Source organism: Shewanella sp. ECSMB14101 (assembly GCF_000773485.1).
GTDB classification, from domain to species: Bacteria; Pseudomonadota; Gammaproteobacteria; order Enterobacterales; family Shewanellaceae; genus Shewanella; species Shewanella marisflavi.
Genome location: NZ_JSFF01000001.1, coordinates 241,124 through 263,661, shown reverse-complemented (window position 1 = coordinate 263,661; position 22,538 = coordinate 241,124). Strand labels below are relative to the sequence as shown.

At 50.5% G+C, this 22,538-nt stretch carries 19 protein-coding genes and 1 pseudogene; 9 read left to right on the top strand and 11 right to left on the bottom strand.

The annotated features are described in order from the left end of the window. Window positions 1-19 precede the first annotated feature (19 nt). The 5 genes from nqrE to NY07_RS01200 all read right to left on the bottom strand — a co-directional run bounded on the left by nqrE (window position 20) and on the right by NY07_RS01200 (window position 4,718). Entirely contained in the window at window positions 20-628 is a 609-nt protein-coding gene (nqrE, locus tag NY07_RS01220) for an NADH:ubiquinone reductase (Na(+)-transporting) subunit E (RefSeq protein WP_033537512.1), read from the bottom strand. 4 nt (window positions 629-632) lie between these two features. Further along, window positions 633-1,256, bottom strand: a complete 624-nt coding sequence (locus NY07_RS01215; protein WP_033537511.1) for an NADH:ubiquinone reductase (Na(+)-transporting) subunit D — start codon at window positions 1,254-1,256, stop codon at window positions 633-635. A gap of 1 nt (window position 1,257) precedes the next feature. Beyond that, window positions 1,258-2,028: a Na(+)-translocating NADH-quinone reductase subunit C gene (locus NY07_RS01210; RefSeq protein ID WP_033537510.1), complete on the bottom strand. Its 771-nt coding sequence runs from the start codon at window positions 2,026-2,028 to the stop codon at window positions 1,258-1,260. 114 nt (window positions 2,029-2,142) lie between these two features. Beyond that, window positions 2,143-3,357 carry an NADH:ubiquinone reductase (Na(+)-transporting) subunit B gene (locus tag NY07_RS01205; RefSeq protein ID WP_033537509.1) on the bottom strand — a complete coding sequence of 405 codons (1,215 nt, stop codon included), beginning with the start codon at window positions 3,355-3,357 and terminating at the stop codon, window positions 2,143-2,145. Next, window positions 3,357-4,718, bottom strand: coding sequence for a Na(+)-translocating NADH-quinone reductase subunit A (locus tag NY07_RS01200; RefSeq protein WP_033537765.1), 1,362 nt, complete (start codon window positions 4,716-4,718; stop codon window positions 3,357-3,359). Before NY07_RS01200 ends, NY07_RS01205 begins: the two co-directional genes overlap by 1 nt. 458 nt (window positions 4,719-5,176) lie before the next feature. Here NY07_RS01200 and NY07_RS01195 point away from each other — a divergent pair, with 458 nt between their 5' ends. Beyond that, window positions 5,177-6,466, top strand: coding sequence for an O-acetylhomoserine aminocarboxypropyltransferase/cysteine synthase family protein (locus tag NY07_RS01195; protein ID WP_033537508.1), 1,290 nt, complete (start codon window positions 5,177-5,179; stop codon window positions 6,464-6,466). Window positions 6,467-6,652: 186 nt separating this feature from the next. After that, window positions 6,653-7,804, top strand: a pseudogene (locus NY07_RS18855) (HD domain-containing phosphohydrolase). 245 nt (window positions 7,805-8,049) lie between these two features. On the opposite strand, the gene NY07_RS01185 reads toward NY07_RS18855, so the two are convergent. Continuing rightward, on the bottom strand, window positions 8,050-8,805 hold the full coding sequence (locus NY07_RS01185; RefSeq protein ID WP_033537507.1) for a putative porin: 756 nt from the start codon (window positions 8,803-8,805) through the stop codon (window positions 8,050-8,052). A gap of 283 nt (window positions 8,806-9,088) precedes the next feature. Continuing rightward, entirely contained in the window at window positions 9,089-9,826 is a 738-nt protein-coding gene (locus tag NY07_RS01180) for a DUF599 domain-containing protein (RefSeq protein ID WP_373681767.1), read from the bottom strand. A gap of 524 nt (window positions 9,827-10,350) precedes the next feature. Here NY07_RS01180 and NY07_RS01175 point away from each other — a divergent pair. From NY07_RS01175 to rsmS, 4 genes are all read left to right on the top strand, one after another. Next, window positions 10,351-11,925 carry a S41 family peptidase gene (locus NY07_RS01175; protein WP_033537506.1) on the top strand — a complete coding sequence of 525 codons (1,575 nt, stop codon included), beginning with the start codon at window positions 10,351-10,353 and terminating at the stop codon, window positions 11,923-11,925. A gap of 8 nt (window positions 11,926-11,933) precedes the next feature. Beyond that, the gene (locus NY07_RS01170; protein WP_033537505.1) at window positions 11,934-12,335 is read left to right on the top strand and encodes a hypothetical protein; all 402 of its coding nucleotides are present in this window, start codon (window positions 11,934-11,936) and stop codon (window positions 12,333-12,335) included. Window positions 12,336-12,775: 440 nt separating this feature from the next. After that, window positions 12,776-15,187: a TonB-dependent receptor plug domain-containing protein gene (locus tag NY07_RS01165; RefSeq protein WP_033537504.1), complete on the top strand. Its 2,412-nt coding sequence runs from the start codon at window positions 12,776-12,778 to the stop codon at window positions 15,185-15,187. A 150-nt stretch (window positions 15,188-15,337) separates the two neighbouring features. Next, window positions 15,338-15,526 carry a pleiotropic regulatory protein RsmS gene (rsmS, locus tag NY07_RS01160; RefSeq protein ID WP_033537503.1) on the top strand — a complete coding sequence of 63 codons (189 nt, stop codon included), beginning with the start codon at window positions 15,338-15,340 and terminating at the stop codon, window positions 15,524-15,526. Between the two features lie 126 nt (window positions 15,527-15,652). On the opposite strand, the gene NY07_RS01155 is transcribed toward rsmS, so the two are convergent. Both NY07_RS01155 and NY07_RS01150 read right to left on the bottom strand, forming a co-directional pair. After that, the gene (locus tag NY07_RS01155; protein ID WP_033537502.1) at window positions 15,653-17,476 is read right to left on the bottom strand and encodes a S8 family serine peptidase; all 1,824 of its coding nucleotides are present in this window, start codon (window positions 17,474-17,476) and stop codon (window positions 15,653-15,655) included. A gap of 297 nt (window positions 17,477-17,773) precedes the next feature. Beyond that, window positions 17,774-18,475 (bottom strand): amino acid ABC transporter substrate-binding protein, encoded by a 702-nt coding sequence (locus tag NY07_RS01150; RefSeq protein WP_140946873.1) that lies wholly within the window; start codon window positions 18,473-18,475, stop codon window positions 17,774-17,776. A gap of 155 nt (window positions 18,476-18,630) precedes the next feature. Here NY07_RS01150 and NY07_RS01145 point away from each other — a divergent pair, with 155 nt between their 5' ends. The 3 genes from NY07_RS01145 to NY07_RS01135 all read left to right on the top strand — a co-directional run bounded on the left by NY07_RS01145 (window position 18,631) and on the right by NY07_RS01135 (window position 20,250). Continuing rightward, entirely contained in the window at window positions 18,631-18,879 is a 249-nt protein-coding gene (locus tag NY07_RS01145; RefSeq protein ID WP_033537500.1) for a hypothetical protein, read from the top strand. A 67-nt stretch (window positions 18,880-18,946) separates the two neighbouring features. Further along, window positions 18,947-19,651, top strand: coding sequence for a tRNA (adenine(22)-N(1))-methyltransferase (locus tag NY07_RS01140; protein ID WP_033537499.1), 705 nt, complete (start codon window positions 18,947-18,949; stop codon window positions 19,649-19,651). Between the two features lie 35 nt (window positions 19,652-19,686). Then, the gene (locus tag NY07_RS01135) at window positions 19,687-20,250 is read left to right on the top strand and encodes an NUDIX domain-containing protein (RefSeq protein ID WP_033537498.1); all 564 of its coding nucleotides are present in this window, start codon (window positions 19,687-19,689) and stop codon (window positions 20,248-20,250) included. Between the two features lie 51 nt (window positions 20,251-20,301). On the opposite strand, the gene NY07_RS01130 is transcribed toward NY07_RS01135, so the two are convergent. After that, window positions 20,302-21,216 carry a pseudouridine-5'-phosphate glycosidase gene (locus NY07_RS01130; protein ID WP_033537497.1) on the bottom strand — a complete coding sequence of 305 codons (915 nt, stop codon included), beginning with the start codon at window positions 21,214-21,216 and terminating at the stop codon, window positions 20,302-20,304. After that, window positions 21,210-22,301, bottom strand: coding sequence for a PfkB family carbohydrate kinase (locus tag NY07_RS01125; RefSeq protein ID WP_033537496.1), 1,092 nt, complete (start codon window positions 22,299-22,301; stop codon window positions 21,210-21,212). The genes NY07_RS01130 and NY07_RS01125 overlap by 7 nt, the downstream gene beginning before the upstream one ends. Between the last annotated feature and the right edge of the window lie 237 nt (window positions 22,302-22,538).

The following is a 22,538-nucleotide window of genomic DNA, read 5'->3' as shown; positions in this document are numbered from 1 at the left end:
ACTGACTTAAGCACGCCACTTAGAGCGAAATGCCGGAGAAAGACATAAAGCCTAATGCCATCAGGCCCGTGGTAATAAAGGTGATGCCTACACCTTGCAGCCCCGCGGGGATGGCGTGGAACTTCATCCGCTCACGCAGGCCGGCCAGCAGCACAATCGCCATCGCCCAGCCCAAACCCGACCCAGTAGCAAACACCACTGACTCAGCCAGGCTGTAGTCGCGGTTTGCCATGAAGATCACCCCGGCAAAGATAGCGCAGTTAACCGTTAGCAGCGGCAGGAAGATCCCCAGGCTCTGATAGAGGCTAGGAATGTACTTATCCAGAAACATCTCCAGGATCTGCACCAGTGCGGCGATCACACCGATAAAGGTGATCAGCTGCAGGTAGCTCAAGTCAAGCTCGGGATAGCCGGCCCAAGCCAGCGCGCCAGGTGCCAACACGTTGGCATAGATCAGCTGGTTTAGCGGCACCGCGAGTGTCATCACCACAATCACGGCGATACCCAGACCAAAAGAGGTCGACACCTTTTTCGACACGGCCAGGAAAGTACACATGCCCATGAAGAAAGAGAGCGCCATGTTGTCGATAAAGACCGCCTGAACAAAGAGATTAATATAGTGTTCCATAGCCTTAACCTCGCTTACGCTGGATAACATTGATGGCCCAGATCAGTAAGCCAATCAGGAAGAATGCACTCGGCGGTAGCTTGAACATCTCGTTCGCCAGATACCAGCCGTCGTTCTCTACAGTCTTAAGTATCTCATGGCCAAACAGGGTACCCGAGCCCAGAAGTTCACGCACAAAGGCGACACTGAGCAAGATAACGCCATAACCCATGGCGTTACCCATGGCGTCTACTACGGCCAGATGTGGTGGCATCTTCATGGCGTAAGCTTCAGCGCGGCCCATGATGATACAGTTAGTAATGATCAAGCCCACAAACACTGACAACTGGCGCGATAGTTCATAGGCCACATCTTGCAGCACCATGTCGACGATAATCACCAGGGATGCGATCACTGTCATCTGAGCGATGATGCGCACACTGTTAGGAATAAAGTTACGGATTGTGGAGATGATCAGGTTGGAAAACACCAACACAAAGGTCACCGCCAGCGTCATCACCAAAGCGGTTTGCATCGAGTTGCTCACCGCCAGCGCCGAACAGACCCCCAGTACCTGCATGGCAATCGGGTTGTTAGCGAAGATGGGCGTGGTTAAAATATCCCGCGTCGCCGTCATACTCTTACTCATCTTAAACCTCCGACGCTTTTAGCTTGTGAAGGAAGGTCTGATAACCTTCGACACCGAACCAGAACTGCACGGCACGTTGTACGCCGCGTCCCGTCATGGTTGCGCCACTGACCGCATCAACACCATGCAGATCACCCGGCTCAGCGCCACCCTTAACCACACTGAAAGAGACTTTTCCTTTATCATCAAACAGCTGCTTGCCTTTAAACTTATCGGTCCAGGCTGAGTCATCGAGAAAATCACCTATGCCAGGCGTTTCACCATGCTCATAGAAGACCACGTTTTCGATAGTGTTCAGGTCTGGCTTAAGTGCCACATAACCATAGATGATCGACCAGAGCCCCTTGCCATAGATGGGTAGCACCACGGCATGGAGTTCACCTTTTTCGTCAAACACCTTGAATACGCGAGCCTGGTTGGCGCGGGTCTTAATCTTGGCGATATCCTTCTTAGGCTTGATCGAGGTCTGCGGGTTGATGGCCGCCATGCGGTCGTCAAAATCCAGTACATTGGCCTGAGTGTCTATCTCGCCAGAATCGAGATCCACCAGCATAGGCGTCACCGACTTCTCGAAGATGGCGCGAAAGTCCTTATCTCCCCCGATATCAATATCGGCGGCAATGAGTACATAACGCTTAAGCTCATCGCGCTTCTTGGCCAACTTACGTTCTTTGAGTACCTCGGCCGTACCTGTGATCATAAAAGAACAAGAGAGGCAGAGGACGAGTGTGAAGATCATGGTCCCCACAACAGTATCTTTCTTAAATGCCATTAGCGTTGCTTCTCCATAGTGTCGCGCTCGGCGCGGCTGGAACGACGAAACAAAAAGGATGCGAGAATTGACGACCAAAAGTTGGCGGTCTGGATCCTTAACATATGTTCAGATTTATAAGGCATTACGTTTCAGCCTCCGCTTGATATTGCTGCGCGCCACCAGGTAATCGAAAATAGGCGCCCACAAGTTGGCAAACAGTATCGCTAGCATAATCCCCTCTGGCATCTTGAGATTCAGCACGCGGATCAGCACAGTCATGAAACCGATAAGAGCACCATAGGCAAACTTACCCTGACGGGTGTACGCAGTGGTGACCGGGTCGGTCGCCATGAACATCATCCCTAAGGCAAAACCACCAGTGACCAGATGCCAGGTCCACGGCATGGCGAACATGGCGTTCTTATCTGAGCCGATGAGATTAAACAGCAGAGCAGTGGCTAGCATGCCAGCCATTACACCTGTCACCACACGCCAGTCGGCCAGACGGGTCAACAGCAGTAGCAGGCCACCGAAAAGAATGGCCAGCGTGCTGGTTTCGGCAATCGATCCCACGGTGAAGCCAAAGAAGGCATCCCACCAAAGCGGGTCGCTAAAGGCCTGATACCAGGTGTAGCCTTCAAAGCTCATCTTACCCGCCGCAGTTTCGTGCAGCACAGTCGCGCCAGAGAAACCATCGACCGCCACAAACTGAGCAATCTGCGCCACCTCTGTCGGATAAGCGAAATAGATAAAGGCGTAACCGGCCAGCGCAGGGTTTAAAAAGTTATACCCCATGCCACCAAACACCTCCTTGGCCATGATCACACCAAAGGTGATGCCCAGGGCAACTATCCAAAGCGGTGTTGATACCGGCAGAATCAAGGTAAATAGCAAGGCAGTAACGAAGAAGCCTTCATGCAGCTCCTGACGACGCACCTTGGCAAACACTACTTCCCAAAACAGGCTTACCACCAGCGCGGTAAGATAGATGGGCAGGAAAAAGCTCAGGCCATAGGCAAATAGCCCTAAAAGCCCAGTTTTCTCACTGAGGCCTCCAGAAATGCCATTGAACACCCATAACTGCCAACTCTCAGGTGTCGTCAGCCCAGCGGCCAATGCCTGCTGCGCTTGTAAACCTATGTTATAAATACCAAACAATATGGCGGGTAGCAGGCAAAGGCCCACTAAGGTCATGGTACGTTTGACATCAATCGCGTCACGCACATGCACCTTGCCTTTAGTGCTGCGGCCATGGGCATAAAGCAGCGAGCGCAAGAAGCTGCGCATCGACGAGCCATGGGCATAGTAGTTCTCTTGCACATCTGGCTTATTGTCTTGCTTACTCATTAACCTTCCCTCTCAATAATATCTAGGCAGATGCGCAGTTCCTGCCCGAAGTCATACTTACCGGGACAGACAAAAGTACACAGGGCTAAATCTTCCTCATCCAGCTCTAAGGCCCCTAAGGCCTGAGCCTCATCGGTGTCACGCACCACGAGATCGCGCACCAAAAGCGTGGGTAAGATATCCAGCGGCATGACGCGATCCAGCTGGCCAAAGGCCATCATGGCGCGATGAGAACCGCCTGCGTTGGTGGTCAGGTCAAACAAACGTTTAGTGGCCTTAAAACGAGAGGTCACGGCGCGGGTAATAGAAAACTTATCGCGGCCGCCACGTACCCATGGCATCAGCTGATGCTTAATATCTTCGGCGAGCACTGAGATCTGCTGATGGAAACGGCCCAGATAGTCATGAACGCCTTCGGCGGTATGGCCAGCCAATACAGAGCCTGACACTATACGATTGCTGCCAGGCTTAACCTCGCCTTTTACCAGCTCGCTTAACTGAGCGCCGAGCTGAGTGCGCAGCAGCCTTGGATTAAGCGCCGTCGGCCCACCTAGAGCGACCACGCGATCCGTATAGAGTTCACCGGTCAAGAACAACTTGCCGTAGGCGATGAGATCCTGATAACCCAGATGCCAGACTGGACGCTCCAGGCTAGCAGGTGAAATAAAGTGAATATGGGTACCAACCAGTCCGGCGGGATGCACGCCGGCAAATTGATGGCTTTCAACCTGAGGCAAGTCTGCACCAGGCAGGGCTTCACCGACATCGTGGCACAGATGAATCTTGCCCGGCGTCAGATAGCTAAGCACCTTGAGTCCGGCAGCGAAGGCCTCTTGCTGATCTTTAATGATCACCCGAGGATCGGCAGCTAAAGGATTGGTGTCCATGGCGTTGACAAATATTGCCACAGGCTCGCTGTCCAGCAGGGGCACTCGCGAGAAAGGACGGGTACGTAGCGCGGTCCATAGACCACTCTCTACTAGGTTTTGTTTTACGGCATCACGGCTGAGCAGATTAAGGTCTGAATAGGCTTGGAAAGTGATCTGCTCCTCGCCCTCCACTTGGATCACGACCGATTGCAATACACGGCGCTCGCCGCGATTGATCTCGACAATCAGGCCACTGGCCGGCGCGGTAAAGCGCACACCTGGTGCCTTCTTGTCTTCGAACAGCGCTTGGCCCTTCTTAACCCGATCGCCAACCTCCACCAAGAGTGTGGGTTTTAGGCCAACATATTCCTCACCTAGCAGTGCTACCTTTGCAGGTCGAGCGCAGCAATCAATCTCTTGCCGAGGCTCACCTGCGATAGGCACATCTAAGCCCTTCTTTATCGTCTTAATCTTGTCTGGAAAAGCTGCCATCGCAAACATCAACCGTTACTAAACTGGGATGCCTTATGGTAAAAGTTTGTTAACTTTGATTCCGATATTGAGGTCACATTCCGACACCAAGCTGTAACTTAACAACAGTTTTTAGATTGAAAATGTGATCTTGATCGCCAGCCAATCCTGAGAACTGTTAACAATGTAGTTTTATAACGATAAAACCAATAAAGCAGATACACCTTATTTAGTTGCAACTAAAGTATTAAAAGTGGGACAAAAATTCCCCTATAAGGCATAACAAAATTGCTATTTTTTTGTCCCTTAATTGAGGCAGGTGCAACCAAAGATTTGAGACTAATAAAGACAAAACTGATTGCGATATCTGGGACTTTAAGCACTAATCTCAGCGAACAAAAAAGATTTAGACATCTAGAAGTCTAAATGCTATGGTCATTTTTGGTCACAGGTTTTCTACTCAGGATAGGATGAACAAGATGAAACTCGAATCTTTAGCACTGCATCACGGCTATACATCGGAAGCGACGACCAAAGCGGCCGCGGTTCCCATTTACCAAACCACCTCCTATACCTTTGACGATACCCAACATGGGGCCGACCTGTTTGACCTTAAGGTGCCAGGCAATATCTACACTCGCATCATGAACCCCACCACAGATGTGCTCGAACAGCGTCTCGCCGCTATCGAGGGCGGCATAGGCGCACTGGCGCTCGCCTCGGGGATGGCAGCCATCACCTATGCCATTCAAGCCCTAACCCAAGTGGGCGATAACATTGTTAGCACAAGTCAGCTCTATGGCGGCACCTATAATCTGTTTGCCCACACTCTGCCGAGGCAAGGAGTAGAGGTGCGCATGGCAGCCTTCGACGATTTCGAGGCGCTGGAAGCCCATATCGATGACAATACCAAGGCGCTGTTTTGCGAGTCTATCGGCAATCCGGCGGGTAATATTGTCGATATCGCCCGTTTGGCCGAGTTGGCCCATAAGCATGGCGTACCGCTGATCGTAGATAATACCGTTGCCACTCCGGTGCTCTGTCGCCCCTTCGAGCATGGCGCCGATATCGTTATCCATTCGCTCACTAAATATATTGGCGGCCACGGCACCACCATAGGCGGGGTGATCATCGACTCAGGTAAGTTTGACTGGGCATCGCAACCTAAACGTTTTGCCTTACTCAACGAACCAGATCCCTCCTATCATGGTGTGGTCTACACCCAGGCCTTCGGCCCGGCGGCCTTTATTGGTCGCTGCCGCGTGGTGCCGCTGCGCAACACTGGTGCCGCCCTCGCCCCTCAGAGTGCCTTCCTGCTGCTGCAAGGATTAGAAACCCTGGCCCTTCGTATGGAACGCCACTGCGATAATGCACTGGCGCTGGCGAAGTTTCTCGAACAAGACCCAAGAGTAAGCTGGGTCAACTATGGTGCACTACAAAACAGTCCCTATCGTAGTAACTGTGAGAAGATCACTTCTGGCAAGGCCTCTGGCATCATAAGCTTTGGTATCAAGGCCGAAACCAGCGAAGAAGCAAAAGCCGCCGGTGGACGCTTTATCGATGCGCTACAGATGATCCTACGCTTGGTGAACATAGGCGATGCCAAATCCTTAGCCTGCCATCCGGCGACCACCACCCACAGGCAGCTCAACGGTGAGGAACTCGCAAAGGCGGGGGTATCAGAAGACCTAATTCGTATCTCAGTTGGCATTGAGCATATCGATGACATTATTCAGGATGTGTCTCAAGCCCTGGATAAGGCGCTATAACCCCATCTCCCTGCGTCTTTTATAAACTTCCTTTACAGACCTCAGATACCGGGCCATTGGCTCGGTATCTTGATTAAGGTCATGCTTTTACGCCTTTTTTAGCTAATACCTTGGTATAGTGCTAACTATGCATATCTGTTGACTATAATGAGTATTGGCGACATTTGGCTTTAACAAGCGACCCGCATGGCAAGGGAGCGGCACATGTACTACACCTCTACGGATCTTAATCAACACTCATCACTCATCACTCATCACTCATCACTCATGAGCAAGCTGGCTCACTTGCATACCTCCACACAAGAAAAATTGCCACAAATCACTCGCATTGCCATCGCTCTGTTTGACGAAGAAAGCGATCTCGTACGCACCTTTATTTACAGCGGTAAACCTTCGCCGCTCAATCATTATCAAGCCAATCTCAGTCAATGCCACTCGCTATTACAGATAGCCAAATCCCGCGCCGCCAGAGTAGTACAAGACCTCAGCATCTATGAGGACAGCCAACACGAACACGCCATCAAGATTTATGAGGCAGGCTATCGCAGTAGCTATACCCTACCGCTGCTGTCTGGCACCAACCTGCTAGGCTTTATCTTCTTTAATAGCGAAGATAAAGATGTTTTCGATAAACGCTGTCTTGAACACTTAGATCTTATCGGCAACTTGCTGGCACTAATGGTGATCAACGAATTAAGCGAGGTCATGACCCTCGCCTCGACCATGAAAACAGCCATCGATGTGACCCATTTTCGCGATCCGGAAACCGCTGGCCATCTCAGCCGCATGGCCCACTATTCTCGGCTGATCGCTCAACGCGTTGCCGATGACAGAAATTTAAACGACCACTTTATCGAACATATCTTCCTGTTTGCGCCTCTACATGATATCTGCAAGATCACCGTGCCCGACGAGATATTGTTTAAACGTGGCCCACTCACCTCACAAGAGCGCAAAGAGATGCAAAAACACTGTGAGGCGGGGCGAAACTTGATCGACAAGCTGCTCTGTAACTACCACTTGAGCAACCTGGATCACACTCAGGTGTTACGCAATATCGTGCTCTATCATCATGAAGCCATAGACGGTTAGGGTTACCCTGCCGGGTTGGCCGGTGAGTCGATCCCCATTGAGGCAAGAATTGTGGCGGTGGCCGATGTATTTGACGCGCTCACTAGCGAACGTCCCTATAAATCAGCCTGGACGAACGCCGACGCCTTTGCCGAATTGAATAGACTGTCTGGAGACAAATTAGACGCCAGCTGTGTCGCCGCGCTAAATGAGGCGCTCCCCGAGGTGATAAAGATTCAGAAGACCTTTGACTCCACAGAGTTTTAGGCAGTTAAAGCCTCAATCCATGTGAAGTAAGCCTGAATCCATGTGAAGTAAGCCTGAATACCATAAGTCAAAGTGGGTTAAGACTTGGCTTTAAGATGCCGAGGTTAAAGCAATCGGTTAGCAGAGTAAGGTTTACAGGCGATGGTAAAACAACCCCAGCGATACATTCGGCATCGCCAAAGTAAAAGTAAAGGCCTGCCAAGCCAGGGCGCCAGCAGGCCTTACAGTCAAATCATGGCTTAGTCTTAGAAACGACCTACTAGGCCAAGACCAATGTTTACGCCGTCGAAGTCAGAATCCAACACGCGCGCGACCTGGAAGTTCGCCGAGACGTTATCAGAAATGCGCAGCCAGTAAGCGGTTCTTACATCAAATGCATCATCATACTCTGTATCGGTATAACCCAGACCCACAGACCAAGCATTGTTCACATACCAATCGGCGCCCAGGTTGATCATGTCGTCATTGTCACTGTGAGTCCAGTTAGCCTGTAGATCCACACCGGCAGTAGATTGTAGCGCGATATAGCTGCGAACCTTCACACCGTAGCGCTCTTCGACACCTTCATCGCCATCGGCATAGAAGACAGAAACTGCTGAAGAGTCGTTGAAGTAGTAACCCACTTCGGCGCCATAGGTGTCGAAATCGAAGTGAGCATAGTCGTGCTTCTGATAGTTCACACCAACAAACCACTTAGAGGCGAAAACATAGGTGCCGTCGATGCCGTAAGAGTCCAGGTCGGCATCGTCAAAGTTGCTGTAGTAAGCACCCAGATTAGAGCTTTGCGCCAGGAAGCCATTTAGGACGTATGGGCTGCTGCTCTGATCCACTGGCGTCACATAGTAACGGTAATTTGCTTTCCACAGACCATCGCCGAACTCTTCAGAGTTCGACTGGTAGTTCAAACCAGCTTCGTGTTGAAAGGCGTTGTCTTGCACCGCGAGTGCGCTCATGCTGCTTAGACCAAGAAGAATGGCAACGGCTGTTACTGATTTTTTCATCAATGTATTCCCTTATATTTATGAAGCTAGGAGAATAAAAGATAAAAATAGAAAGGTGATGGACTCAATCCATTGTAATTTTCTGATATTTATAAGAATAAATATCCTGTGCTCTCCTAGCGGCGCTAACGATAAGCCATAGTTTAGGAATAGCGCAATAAAAACTTCATAAAAGCTAAGCAAAAAAACATTATCAAAAACAACAATTAACAGCCAGATAACAAGTGAAACCCAAAGGTTACAACTTGCCATCCAGATGCAGAAATCAATACCCCTTTAATAATTAAAGGCCTTTAGTGCTGGCTGCTTTCGTCTGCTCGCGCTCATCGAGGATCAACATCCCGTGAGTGATCGCCTGCACCGCTCTGGACTTAAATTCGCGGCGATACAGGGTATAGACCACCACTAGGCTAGAGACGATAAACAGCAGTGGATGGAAAAACCACCCCAGCACCGCCATCGAAAAATAGTAGGAACGCAGGCCATAGTTGTAAGCATGGGCGGCCCTATCTTGTACTATCGCCATCTGATAGGCGTAATCCTTGAGACGTTCGTCGTTGCCACTCTTATCAACCGGAGTCGCCCCCACCATCACGTTGAGAAACCCATATTGACGCATAGACCAAGTAAATTGAAAGAAGGCCATCACAAAGATAAAGGTCAAAATACCCAATTTTAACTGGATCAGCAGATGCACAGGGGGCGCCGTCAGTGGGATTGAGGTAATGACAGCCTCCAGGCGTTCGACCTGAGCAAACAGGGTTAACACACCGGCGAGCACCAACATAGTGGTACTGGCAAAGAAGGTAATATTACGCTCTAAGTTAGCCAGTAATGCGGCCTCGGCCACCCTCACCTCGCGCCCAAGTAACTGATACATCCAATGCACCCTGTGCTGGTGCAAACAACGGGCAATACAGTTGGTTGTCTTAGCCTTCTGACGGGCAAAGCGGGCGTACCCGATCCAACAACTAAAGAAACAGATCACAGCAATGAGATCGAGCAGATAATTATTCATCATGGATTCAACTTGTTAACTATGGCAACCGGCTACCAGAAGACCTCATTTCATTTAATCATAGCCTATTGATATTGCAACTCTATTTCCTAGGTTCTATTTACCTTTAAGCCACTATGACTCTGTTATCTAGGGTATTGTCTACCACCAGAGCGATACATCGCGGTCGTATCAGCACAGGAGATAGAAAGTGAATTATAAAGCGCTGCAATTGATACTGCTTTGTAGAGGGTGACCGATAAAACATTAAAATCGTGCTCTCTGCGCTTTTATCAGCCATTTCTACTGTGTTATCGACGGTTTATATTGAATCACTAGGCGTCACCCCCTTTGGTTTCTATGGATCGTCTACAAACTAGCTCAAAAACAAACCACAAAGGTCTACGCACTCTCGCGCTCAGGCTATACCTACTCACAAATCTTAGCTAAGATAGTGAAAATTATGTTGCAGCCGCGTATCCACTTGCAAGAGCCGATAACAATCGCAACGTGCCAAGTTACAAGAGTCTAAGAATAAAGGATTATTTATGAAGTCAATCTCTAATGCTCTGTTTACAAGCCTGCTCGCTTCAGGCCTTTTGCTCACTGGCTGTAGTGGAGGAGGCAGCGGTAGTGATACCTCTGGCAACGGCGGTTCCATCGGCACGGGGTCGGGCGGCACGGTGACATGGGTCGAGGGTGAATTTACCCCTTATACACAGTTAGCGGCTCAGTGCGATACGGGTCTCAAGGAGAAACTCTGGTTACGTTCGTGGAGTAACGACACCTACCTCTGGTACAGCGAGATAATCGACAGAGATCCGGCGCCTTATCAGGTATTGGAATATTTCAGCCTACTGAAAACCGAAAACCTATCGCCATCAGGCAACCCCAAAGACCAGTTCCATTTCTCTATGCCTACCAGCGAATGGGAACAACTTAATCAGTCGGGTGCATCGGTCGGCTATGGCATGAGTGTTCATCTTCAGCAGCTCACTGCCACCACAGACAGAAAAGTGACCGTTGCTTACACTGAACCAAACACTCCTGCAAGCAATGCCAATATCGCCCGCGGGGCAGTCATCGTTAGCATAGATGGCGTCAGCGTAAAAGATGCCAATGACATGGCGTCAATCAATACCTTAAATAATGGCTTGTTCCCTAGCGATGCCGGACAAGAGACTCGATTCACGATACAAGATCTGGGCGCAAGTCAGACCCGAGATGTGATACTGACGGCGCAAACTGTGGTTTCAACCCCAGTGCAAAATACTAAAGTTGTGAGCACCCCAACAGGTAATGTGGGCTATCTACAGTTCAATTCCCACATCGCCACCGCTGAGCGCGGTCTGTTCGATGCCATCAACACTCTGGCAACCGCTAAGGTTGACGACCTAGTGCTGGATCTGCGATACAACGGTGGTGGCTTACTGGCCATGGCCAGCCAGCTGGGCTATATGATTGCCGGTAAAGAAGCGACACAAAATCGTATCTTTGAGCGCAGCACCTTTAACGACAAATACCCAACCAAAGATCCTGTCACAGGCCAAACCTTGACCCCAATGCCTTTCATCGATGAGTCTCTTGGCTTTAATCCAGGCCTTCTATCAAGCGGTCAGAGTTTACCGACACTTAATCTGTCACGAGTATTTGTCCTCACGACCGACAACACCTGCTCAGCCAGTGAGGCACTGATCAACAGCCTGCGCGGTATCGATGTTGAGGTGATCCAAATTGGCGGCACCACCTGTGGTAAGCCCTATGGCTTCTACCCAACACCAAACTGTGGCACCACCTATTTCACCATTCAATTTAAGGGTGAGAACGATAAAGGCTTTGGTGATTACTCTGACGGCTTTGTCCCCAGCAGCAATCCAACGCTAGCAAGCGAAGTACCTGGTTGTGATGTGGCTGATGACTTCAACCACGCTTTAGGTGACCAAAATGAAGGTCTGTTATCGGCGGCGCTTTACTATCGCGATAGCAACTTCTGTCCAGCCCAGGTTGCAAGCGCAGCACGTAGCCAAGTCAAACCAGGATTTATCGACACAGGTTACATTCTCGAAGATACGCGCAAGCAAAATCTGCTGTTAAATAGCCGGATTCTGACTCAGCCTGAATAGGATTTATGATGAAACGCATAGTTCGTATCATGATCGGCTTAATGCCGTTAACCCTCCTTGGCTGCTCACTGCAGGCACAAGACGCTGCTTTGCCAGACCCTGTGCCTGCCCCAGTACCTGCCATAGTCAGCGAACCGAGTGCTGAGAGTCTGACTGAGCTGGAAAACGCCATCGCCAAACTGTTACAGATGGAGAAGGTGACCCTAGCCGCCGATGCATTCACTCAAAACAGTCGATTAGCCCTGGAGCGCAGTCCCCATACGGATCCTAACGGGCAGCTGTTAATGGGCCGCAACTTTGAGCTGCCACAAATCGTGCAGCTTTGGATAAGCGGTGATAAGTGTTTTGTCACAGATTCCGAGAAGCATCGCAGTGCACCGCTGACAGTGACTCGCTGCTATCCTGAATAAACCATGCTGAATAATCTATCCAGATGAGTCTTTTACACGACGGCTGCTTACCCAAAGCAGCCGTCGTTTTTCATGCTTAGTGCACTCTTATCTGGAGGCCGCGAGGTTAATCTTCCAGCCTGGATTAAGGCGATACCTAAATCCATGCAGCGAGGTCCATACAGAAAGACCGATACAGAAAGACCGATACAGAAAGGCTCATACAGAAAGAGCTACTCATAGGTCCATACAAAAACGCTCGCAAAGATCCGTTAAAAACGTCATCAAGCTCTGTAGCGGCGTTAGGCGACATAAGATTGCCCTCCGATACGCTATTGCGAGCTCCCAATAGAACCGTCTGCAATGAGTTAGTACATATCCTTCTAAATGTAACAATTGTTACAGTGATAATATCCCGCGCTTCTCATTATTGTTTTACATACAAATTATTAAGAGGCCTTATGCGCTTAGCTGTTTCCGCATTAGCAGTGTCATCTGCACTCATCCTTCCTGGCGTCCACGCTGAAGATCAACAAGCCAGCTTAGATCAACAAGCCAGCTTCGAAAAAATCGAGATCATAGGTTCACGTATCGCACTACGTACCGCCACAGATAGTGTGGCACCAGTGGACATTATTACCGCCGAGCAGCTCGAATCGACGGGGATGACAGAAACGGCTAAGGCACTGCAATTTGCCGCACCAAGTTACAGCTTTCCATTCTCATCGGTAACCGATGGCTCAGATGCGGTGCGCCCGGCAAGCCTGCGCGGCCTGTCACCGGATCACACCTTAGTCTTGGTCAATGGTAAACGTCGTCACGGTTCGGCATTGGTCCATTTAAGTGGCACTGTAGGTAAAGGCTCATCTAACGTCGACTTAAACGCCATTCCGATGACCGCTATCAAGCGTATCGAGATCCTACGCGACGGCGCATCGGCGCAATATGGTTCCGATGCCATTGCCGGCGTCATCAACGTGGTGCTAAAAGACAGTGAACAAGGTGGTAGCGTATCGGCACAAGCCGGCCAGACCTACGCGGGTGACGGTGAACAGTGGCGAGTGGGCGCCAACCACGGCATAGCCCTGGGTGACGATGGCTTCATTAATGTCTCTCTCGAGGCCCACCATAAAAATAGCACTAACCGCGCAGGGCTAGATCCTCGCCAGCAGTATCCGCAGCTAGCCGATGGTTCGCCGGATCCTCGCGAAGCCACTTTTAATCGCAAGAGTCACCAAGTTGGCGATGCCGAATACGACAACCTAGGGCTGTTCATCAACGCAGCCAAGGCTATTTCGGACAACGGCGAGCTATACGCCTTCGGTGGCGTGAGCCAACGCGAAACCAAATCTGGCGCCTTCTACCGCAGAGCCCTGGATAAACGTAACTTAACCGAGGTTTATCCCGATGGTTTCTTACCCCAGATCAACCCTGAAATTATCGATACCTCGTTAGTACTTGGCTATGAGTTCAGCCTGGGTGAATGGAACATAGATACTTCCGCAGGCCATGGCGAGAATTCATTTAACTACAATATTGTTAACTCATTAAACGCATCTTTAGGCCCCGACAGCCCAACCGAGTTTGATGCAGGCACTTTGTCGACCCGTGAAACCAATGTAAATGTCGATGCGTCGCGCTATTTCTCCTTTGCAAATGACTCAGAGATCCTCTTTGCCGCGGGTGTGTCATGGCGTAAAAATGGTTACCAAATTGAAGCAGGCGAGACTGCTTCCTACGTCAATGGGGGTTTTGATAATCGCGCCGCTGGCAGCCAGGGCTTTTCGGGCTTTACCCCAGAAACTCAAGTCGACGAGACTCGAGATAACACGGGCGTTTATGTCGAGCTAGAAAACCAATTAACCGATGGCTTTTACTGGGCGGCGGCGCTGCGTTACGAAAACTATTCAGACTTCGGCGACAACACCAGCTGGAAGCTAGCGGGTCGTTATGACTTTACCGACAACCTGGCCCTGCGCGGCACCATCAACACAGGATTTAGAGCGCCTAGTGTACAGCAGCTGTATTTCAGCAATATCTCTACCCTGTTTAACCCTGATCCTGTCACGGGTCAGTTAGTACCGACAGAGTCGGGTACCTTCAACACGCTATCCCCCGTGACAAAAGGGCTAGGGATCAATGAGCTAGAGCCAGAGTTATCACAATCTTTCAGTCTCGGTCTGGTCTATCGTAATGACGCGGGCCTGGCACTGACCTTGGACGCTTATCAGATATCGGTCGATGATCGTATCATCTTGTCGAGCTCAGTCACGCCAGATGATTCACCGGCCGTTGCACAAGCCTTGGCTGGCACGAATGCCGAATCGGCACGCTTCTTCATTAACGCCGTCGATACCCGTACCCGAGGGGTTGACCTGGTGATAAGCCAGGACTTTGATATCGGTGCTTGGGGCGATCTGCAGGCCAACCTGGCCTATGCCTATAACAAAACGGAAATTCAAGACATTCATTTCCCGCAAGTCTTAGACGGCGTAGGTAAAGAACTCTTCGATCGTATCGAACAAACCCGTATGACCTCGGCCACGCCAAACAACACAGGCAACCTGGGACTCACCCATAGGCTTGGCGACTTCAAAACCAACGTTCGTCTAAGCTATTTTGGCGATTACACCGTGGGTTATTCCTCTGGCGATGTAACTTATAGCGACCAATGGGTAATGGATTTGTCAGTGCAATATGCGGCAACTGAGGCGCTGAGCTTTACCGCCGGGGCGCAAAATCTGTTTGATGTCTATCCAGAGAAGCGTCCGGACAGCAACAACTTCAATGGTATCTTCGTCTATCCATTAACCAATACGCCATTTGGCTTTAATGGTGGTTACGTCTTCTTAGAAGCAAAATATACCTACTAATCTCGTATCGCTTCCTCACCCTAAAAACAGGCCATTTATGGCCTGTTTTTTTATTTAGCCACACATAGATGCGTACAAGGGACAGCCTAAGTAACTTGTTCCCATCGACGGCCTATGTGAGAATCGACAGCAGACATTTGAGGGAAGGATATGACACAAGCAGCAGATAACTCGACCACAGCTAAGACAGGTCTTGATGACGCGAGTGACGACATAAAACTCGCCGTAAACCTTATTTATCTTCTGGAGAGTCATGAGATTGAACCAGATGTAGCACTGGCGGCATTAGAGATAGTCAAGCAAGATCTGCAAAGAAAACTGGGCAAAGCGAACACTTAGCCGCTTACACTCAGGGCATCACGCATTCATTTGCGGCCCATTCATTGCTCCCATTTATTGGGTAATGAGTTAACCATAAAAAAACGCAGCCTAAGCTGCGTTTTTAGTGTGACTCAAAAGCTTTACTTAGAAGACAACTGTCTGTTCAGCAGTACAGGTCGTAGTCCCTTCATCACAAGCTTTATAAGTGTAAGTTCCGCCACCTTTAGTGTTGATAGTGTCGGTATAGGTGCTGCTTGCCGAAGTGGTCGCGATCATGCTGCCATCACGGTAAACATCTACGTTTGCACCAGCGGCGCCAGAGAAAGTCAGATCCACTGTCTTAACGCCCTTGTTCTTGTAGCCGTTTGCCGACAGGGTGAAATCACCACCTGTTCCGCCGCCATTGTCACCACCAGCACAGCCGTTAGCTGTCAGGTAAGCATCGGCGGCTGCAGCCTGAACGATACCATAACCGAAGTACACATCTTTACCCGCTGCACCACTGTCCATAGCTGTCGCTTTCAGCGCCGCACGGATCTCGCTACCAGTACATTGGTTATGGTTAGACCAAACCAGGGCGGCGATGCCTGATACGGCAGGCGTTGCCATAGAAGTACCGCTCATGAAACCATAATCCGAGGTACCGATATCCACAGTTGCCGTGCTTGCCGCCAATAGCGCCGCACGATCTTCCTGCGCTGTACCGACAGCAGGGATTGAAGTGCTGTTGGTGTCACCTAAGGTGCCATACAACATGCCTGGCTCATTGTTGATAATGATCGCGCCGATACCACCAGAGCTCTCACAGTTAGCAACCTTGTCATGGAATGAGATCACACCACGGTCGATCACACAGATATTACCGTTAGCGCCCGAATCGGTCGCTTCGGCGGTGCCCATGTAATAGGTACTACCTGAAACCGAACCTGAGTTTTCCATCGCGCTGCTGGCAAATGAAGCGCCATCAGCGGTTAGGTTAGCTGCGGTTGCCATACCTGCCGGATATGTAGACAGTGTATCGACACCACCAGCGGTCACTTCCACACAGATAGTTTCGTCTGTAGTGGCCTTAGGACCACGGCCCGAAGTACAAGATGGGAACTGAGAAAAATCGGCGATGTTGTTGTTCGCATCGTTTGCGCCCACCATCATCACAGATGGATAACCCGCAGGGTATGAACGAACGCTGTTACCGTCGTTACCTGCTGCCGCAACCACTAGGCCGCCCGCATCAACAAACGCCTGGAAGGCATTAGATTCGGTCGAGTTAGCGCCGCCGCCACCTAAGCTCATGCTGATGATGTTGGCACCGGCCGCACTACACAAATTAGTGGCGTGAGCCAAATCAGATGAGTAACCCCAACCTTCAGCGTTAAATACTTTAATGATGTGCATGTCGACGCCTGGCGCCATACCGATCACGCCCACATTGTTGTCGGCCGCACCGATAGTACCCGCAACGTGTGTACCGTGTGGACCACCGTTAACGTTCCAGCTGCCTGTGCCTGAGTCGTTGTCGCCAGTGATGTTGTTCCACACAAAATCTGGGTTAGACGCGTCCAGACCTGAGTCGATAACACATACCTTCATGCCAGCAGCGGCATTGAAGGCCACCTGATCTGCCTGCGATTGATAAACAGCGTAAGGCGTTACCTGCTGAGTCATAGGATTGCCCGCATCATCGCTAAAGCCCATCAGATGACGACGCTGATCCGCCTCTACTAATTTAACGTGTGGATTGTTTAACAGTCCTTTGACCTGGGCAAGATCTTTACCAGCAAAGGTCGCAGCAATAAAGCCGTTACCGTCTACATGGATCTGTGCACCTAACTGTTTTGCCAGTGCCTTAACAACACCTTTACTGCCATTGTCTACCTGGATGATGTAACGATCATCATCGGCAAATGCCTGAGTTGACAGGCCTACACTTAACGCCATTACGGCACTTGCCAATTTAGTTAACTTCATAGAGGTCTCTCCATTATATTTATTTTGTTAAGAGTCTTTTATTAAAACTTCCCTGAATAGCAAATGCCGCGGTATATCTCTCTTATATTGCGACCTAATTTGGCATTTACTACCACACAACAAGCAACAAGCTATCACACCAACTCAATAGCAACAAGATATTAACAATAAATAAACATATGTTGCACCATGGTACATTTTAAATGCTTCTGGACTATGATTGATTTAGTCTTCTCTCCTTCCACATAAGGTTTAACTATCAAACAAACACCAGCACTACAGCCAGGATAAGTCAGGCTAATACCCCTTGACATTGAGGTCTCTTCGCGCCTTAGCCGCCTCGTCACAGCCAAGATTTAGCCAGATGCCAACGGGTGTACTGTCCAGCAAAGTCGAGGAAAATTGATAGTCTTTAGCATCAACACCCAACTCACTAAAGAGCATGGGGCCTGAAATATTATCGGCAAAGGCATAGTCGACTCGCTGTTTAAGCAACAGCTGTAATCCCTGGCGAATCGTTTCCACATTAAACAGGGTTATCCCCGCCTGATTAAACTTAAGTCCCAGACCATCACGAGAAAACCCTCTTAAAAAGGCGATGCGGCTGCCCGCTAGATCAGACAAGTCTTGCCAGGAAAAAGGCTCTGCTTGACGCTTACGATATAAGCCCAACTCAACTGGTTGGCTAGATAAGGGAACATGAACATAGTTAGATGAGGCCTGCTTAGGCGGATAGAAACTGGCGCACCATTGCCCAGAATGAATCAACTTATTGGCCCTGGCGGCAGAATAAAACTGTGGTTTCAAGGTAACCTGAGAATCGGCTAACGCCTGTGCCAGCATACCGAACGCCGTCCCATGGTCGCCATCAGCTTGGGACTCTTGCGTAAACGGTGGGTAGTTAATGGCGACGACCTCAAGAGGAACAGCCCTCACCCAGGCAGAGCAAAACATTAATAGCGCCACAGACACAGAGAACTTACGCATATAACCAGTCACTCAACCTTATATACCTTCGCTTGCTCTAAAGTATAGCTAACTAATATAGACTGGCTCCCAGAGTTAATATGGCCACAATAGGCCATAGACCCCCTTTTGCCTGAAACTCAGACTGGTATACTAGTGCCATTATTTATCAACTGATGATATTGAGCATGACAGAGCCAAGTAGCAGCAACACCCAGAAGCTAGATTTCTCCGCCATCAACAAGACCACGGCGAAGTCCTTTAACGAGCAGAAAAATCTGATCAAGCGACTGTTTAAGGGCAACAGCGCCCAGTGTGATACCTGCAAACAACCATTAAAGTTAGTCGTGCCCACCGAAAAGGCAAAAACCGGTCACTACGGCGTGTTTTGCAAAAAAGGCTGCACCGATATTCTGCTGGAAATCGACCTGCTGTAACGCAAGGCAGGAAACTCACGCCAGTCATGCCAAGAGCCCCTCTTTAAGGTTATAACGAGTCCACCGCTTGAAACTCAGTCAACGCCTCACTCAGCTAGAGAACATGGTCGATAGTCGCTACGGCCATATCTGGGATTGCTGCTGCGATCACGGCCTGCTCGGCGCGGCCCTGCTAAAACGCCAGGCCGCACCGACCATACATTTTGTCGATATTGTGCCGGACATCATGCAAGGCCTCACCGACAAGCTAAGGCGCTTTTATCCGCCAAGACCAGATAGCGCCGACTGGCAGGTGCACTGCATGGATGTGGCCAAACTTCCGCTTGATAACTATGTTACCGATGCGGCCCATCTGGTGATCATCGCAGGCGTTGGTGGTGAGCTAACCTATGAGTTGGTGAGCGCTATTCAGCAAAAAGCCGATACCCTAGGGCAAAAAATCGAATTTCTGCTCTGCCCTGTGCATCACACCTATCAACTCCGAGAGAGGCTCAATGCACTCGGGCTAAAGCGCTTCGATGAGCGACTTATCAGCGAAAATAAGCGCTGTTATGAGCTGTTACATCTGGCGCGTCAGGCAGAGCATCCCATCACGGCGATTGGCGATGGGCTATGGTCATCGGCGCCCATGGCGATTCAGCAAACCTACCTTACTCGCCTATTAACCCACTATACCCAGGTGCTTAGGGGCGAAAATCCAATCGAGCAACGCCAATTGCTCAGCCGCGCCATTCAAGATTACCAAGCTCAGCTCAATCAACTTGGCATCTAAGGCTTGCTCTTTATCATCTTCAACCGAGTCCATTTATGCACCTGCTTAAATCCACTATCCATCCCGACCTTAATGCCGCTACGCCCGATGCGATAGTCGGGCAAGGCTTCACCCGCCGCGCGGCGCGCGCCATAGTGCTCAGGGGCAGTGAAATCTTGATGCTCTACACGGCGCGTTATCACGATTACAGTATTCCCGGTGGCGGCGTGGATGAGGGCGAAGATATTCGCCAGGCCCTGATGCGCGAGCTGGAAGAGGAAACCGGCGCCCACACTATTGAGATATTAAGCGAGTTCGGCCGCTATCAAGAGTTTCGTCCCTGGTACAAGCCTAGGTTCGATTTTGTGCAGATGGAATCTTTCTGCTTTGTTTGCACCATTGGCGAACAGCTGGGCGATACCAAACTTGAGAGCCATGAGCTGCAAAATGGCATGCGCCCGGTCTGGATCGATATACACCAGGCGATTGCCCATAACGAGCACACTATGGCCCACAGCGAAAAGAAGGGACTGTCTATCGAGCGCGAGACCTATCTACTCAGGCTGATCCGCGATGAGCTACTCACTAATGAAAGTCACCTCAAGATAAACTGCCCGTAACCCCACAAAAAAGAGCGCCTAAGCGCTCTTTTTTATACCTATTGCTAGCAATTAACGGCTGTACTCGCAAGCGATCTGCGCCGCCAACTTGGCATTGTTAAACACCAGCTGAATATTGGCCGCCAGGCTGCTGCCCTCTGTCTTTTCGGCCACCTTGGCGAGCAGGAATGGCGTCGAGGCCTTACCTGATATCCCCTTGGCGTCCATCTCTGCCACGGCATCTTTAATCACCTGATCGATCATTGCCTTATCCAGGGCATATTCGGCCGGAATAGGGTTGGCCACCACCACGCCACCTTTGAGACCCATCTGCCACTTGGCCGTCATAGCATCGGCCACCTGCTTAGGCGTATCCAGACGATAGTCGACACCAAAATCACTCTCGCGGGTATAGAAAGCAGGTAGCGTCTCGGTTTCATAACCCACTACCGGCACACCTTGGGTCTCTAGGTATTCCAGGGTCAAACCGATATCCAGAATCGATTTGGCGCCAGCGCACACCACGGCCACATCGGTATTAGCCAGCTCCTGCAGGTCGGCAGAAATATCAAAAGTCTGCTGAGCGCCGCGATGCACACCGCCAATGCCGCCGGTGGCAAATACCTTGATGCCAGCCATCGCCGCTAAAATCATGGTCGAGGCCACAGTGGTCGCGCCATCGGCCTGTTTAGCAACGATAAAGGGAATGTCACGGCGACTGGTCTTGATCACCGCCTGGCCCGCCTTACCCAGATACTCGATCTCGTCATGGGTCATGCCCACCTTGAGCCGCCCCTTTAAGATGGCGATGGTGGCTGGCACCGCGCCGTTGTCACGGATGATCTGCTCCACCTTAAGAGCGGTCTCGACGTTTTGCGGATAGGGCATACCGTGAGAGATGATGGTCGATTCCAGCGCCACCACAGGACGGCCGGCATCCAGTGCCGCTTTCACTTCAGGGTTGATATCTAGGTACTGCGCTAACATAGAGACTCCTTGATAACTCGGTTAACTGATATTTCTGACATATTGGGATTGATGGTTGCCAGATCCGACAGGGCAACCACTGCCGCCGCCATGGCAAACTCGGTCGACTTGCGAGTCGACCAGTCTTGAATAAAGCCGTGGGCTAGGCCCGCCAGGAAGGCATCACCGGCGCCATTGGCATTGACCATATCAACTGGAATGGCCGGAATATGCGCCTGCTCCAGACCATCGCTGTAGAAGACGCCGTCAACTCCCAGGCTCAAGAAAACGCGCTTAACGCCTTGGTCGTGGAACCAGTTGGCCAGCGTAGGCAGTTCGTTGTAGTTGGCGATTGAGACCCCCGAAAGCTGCTCCGCCTCTTTGAGGTTCGGCTTAAGGGTATGCACGGCACTAAGATAGGGCTTGATCTTCTCCGCCTTGGCACAGGAAACCGTATCGACAAACAGCGGAATATCGGCAAAGTTACTCAGCAGATAGGCTAAAGCCGCCTCACTGAGATTGGCATCGACTATGATAAGACTCGCCCGCTTTAGCATGGCTTGCTGAGCCTTGAGCACATCCACACTCAGGCGTTCGAGAATCGCCATATCGTTGATCGCCACATGCATGTCGCTATCGCCGTCGAGCACGGAAAGATAGGTTGAGGTCACGCCATCACTCAGTTGGAGACTAGGTTTCATGTCGATACCGGCGCGCTGGCAATGCTCGACGATCTGCTGACCATAGGCATCTTTACCCACGGCGGTCATCAAACGGGTATCAGACCCCAAGCGAGCCAGGTTCTCGGCGATGTTACGCCCCACTCCGCCAGGCGAGCAGCTTACGCTACCCGGGTTAGAATCCCCCACCCGCAGACTAGACGCGGGGCGACCGAGAATGTCCATGTTGGCACCGCCAACTACCACGGCATACCTGGCTTCTGCCAGAATATAGCCCTTGCCACGAATAACCCCTTTATGGGTCAGATTCATGATATGTCCCGCCACCGCTGAGCGGCTGATGCCAATGCGGTCGGCCAGCTCCTGCTGTGGGATCAAAGGGTCTTGCTTGAGTAGTGCTAAGATTTCTAATTCACGTTCCGTCATTCAGGCGATCTCTCTAAGCATAGGTATCGCTCGCCACAACAAACAAATGTTCGCATGGCAAACTTTTGTTTTAAGGTAATCGATTTGAACAGAAGGCGCAAGAGAAACAAAATCAGAATCAAGTAGTTATGTGAAGTTCGCCTCATTCACCTGCAGCAGATATTCCATCTTGATAGGCACTGAGGCGTCAGCAAGTACTCACTTTTAGCCACAAAAAAAGCGCCAAACAGGCGCTCA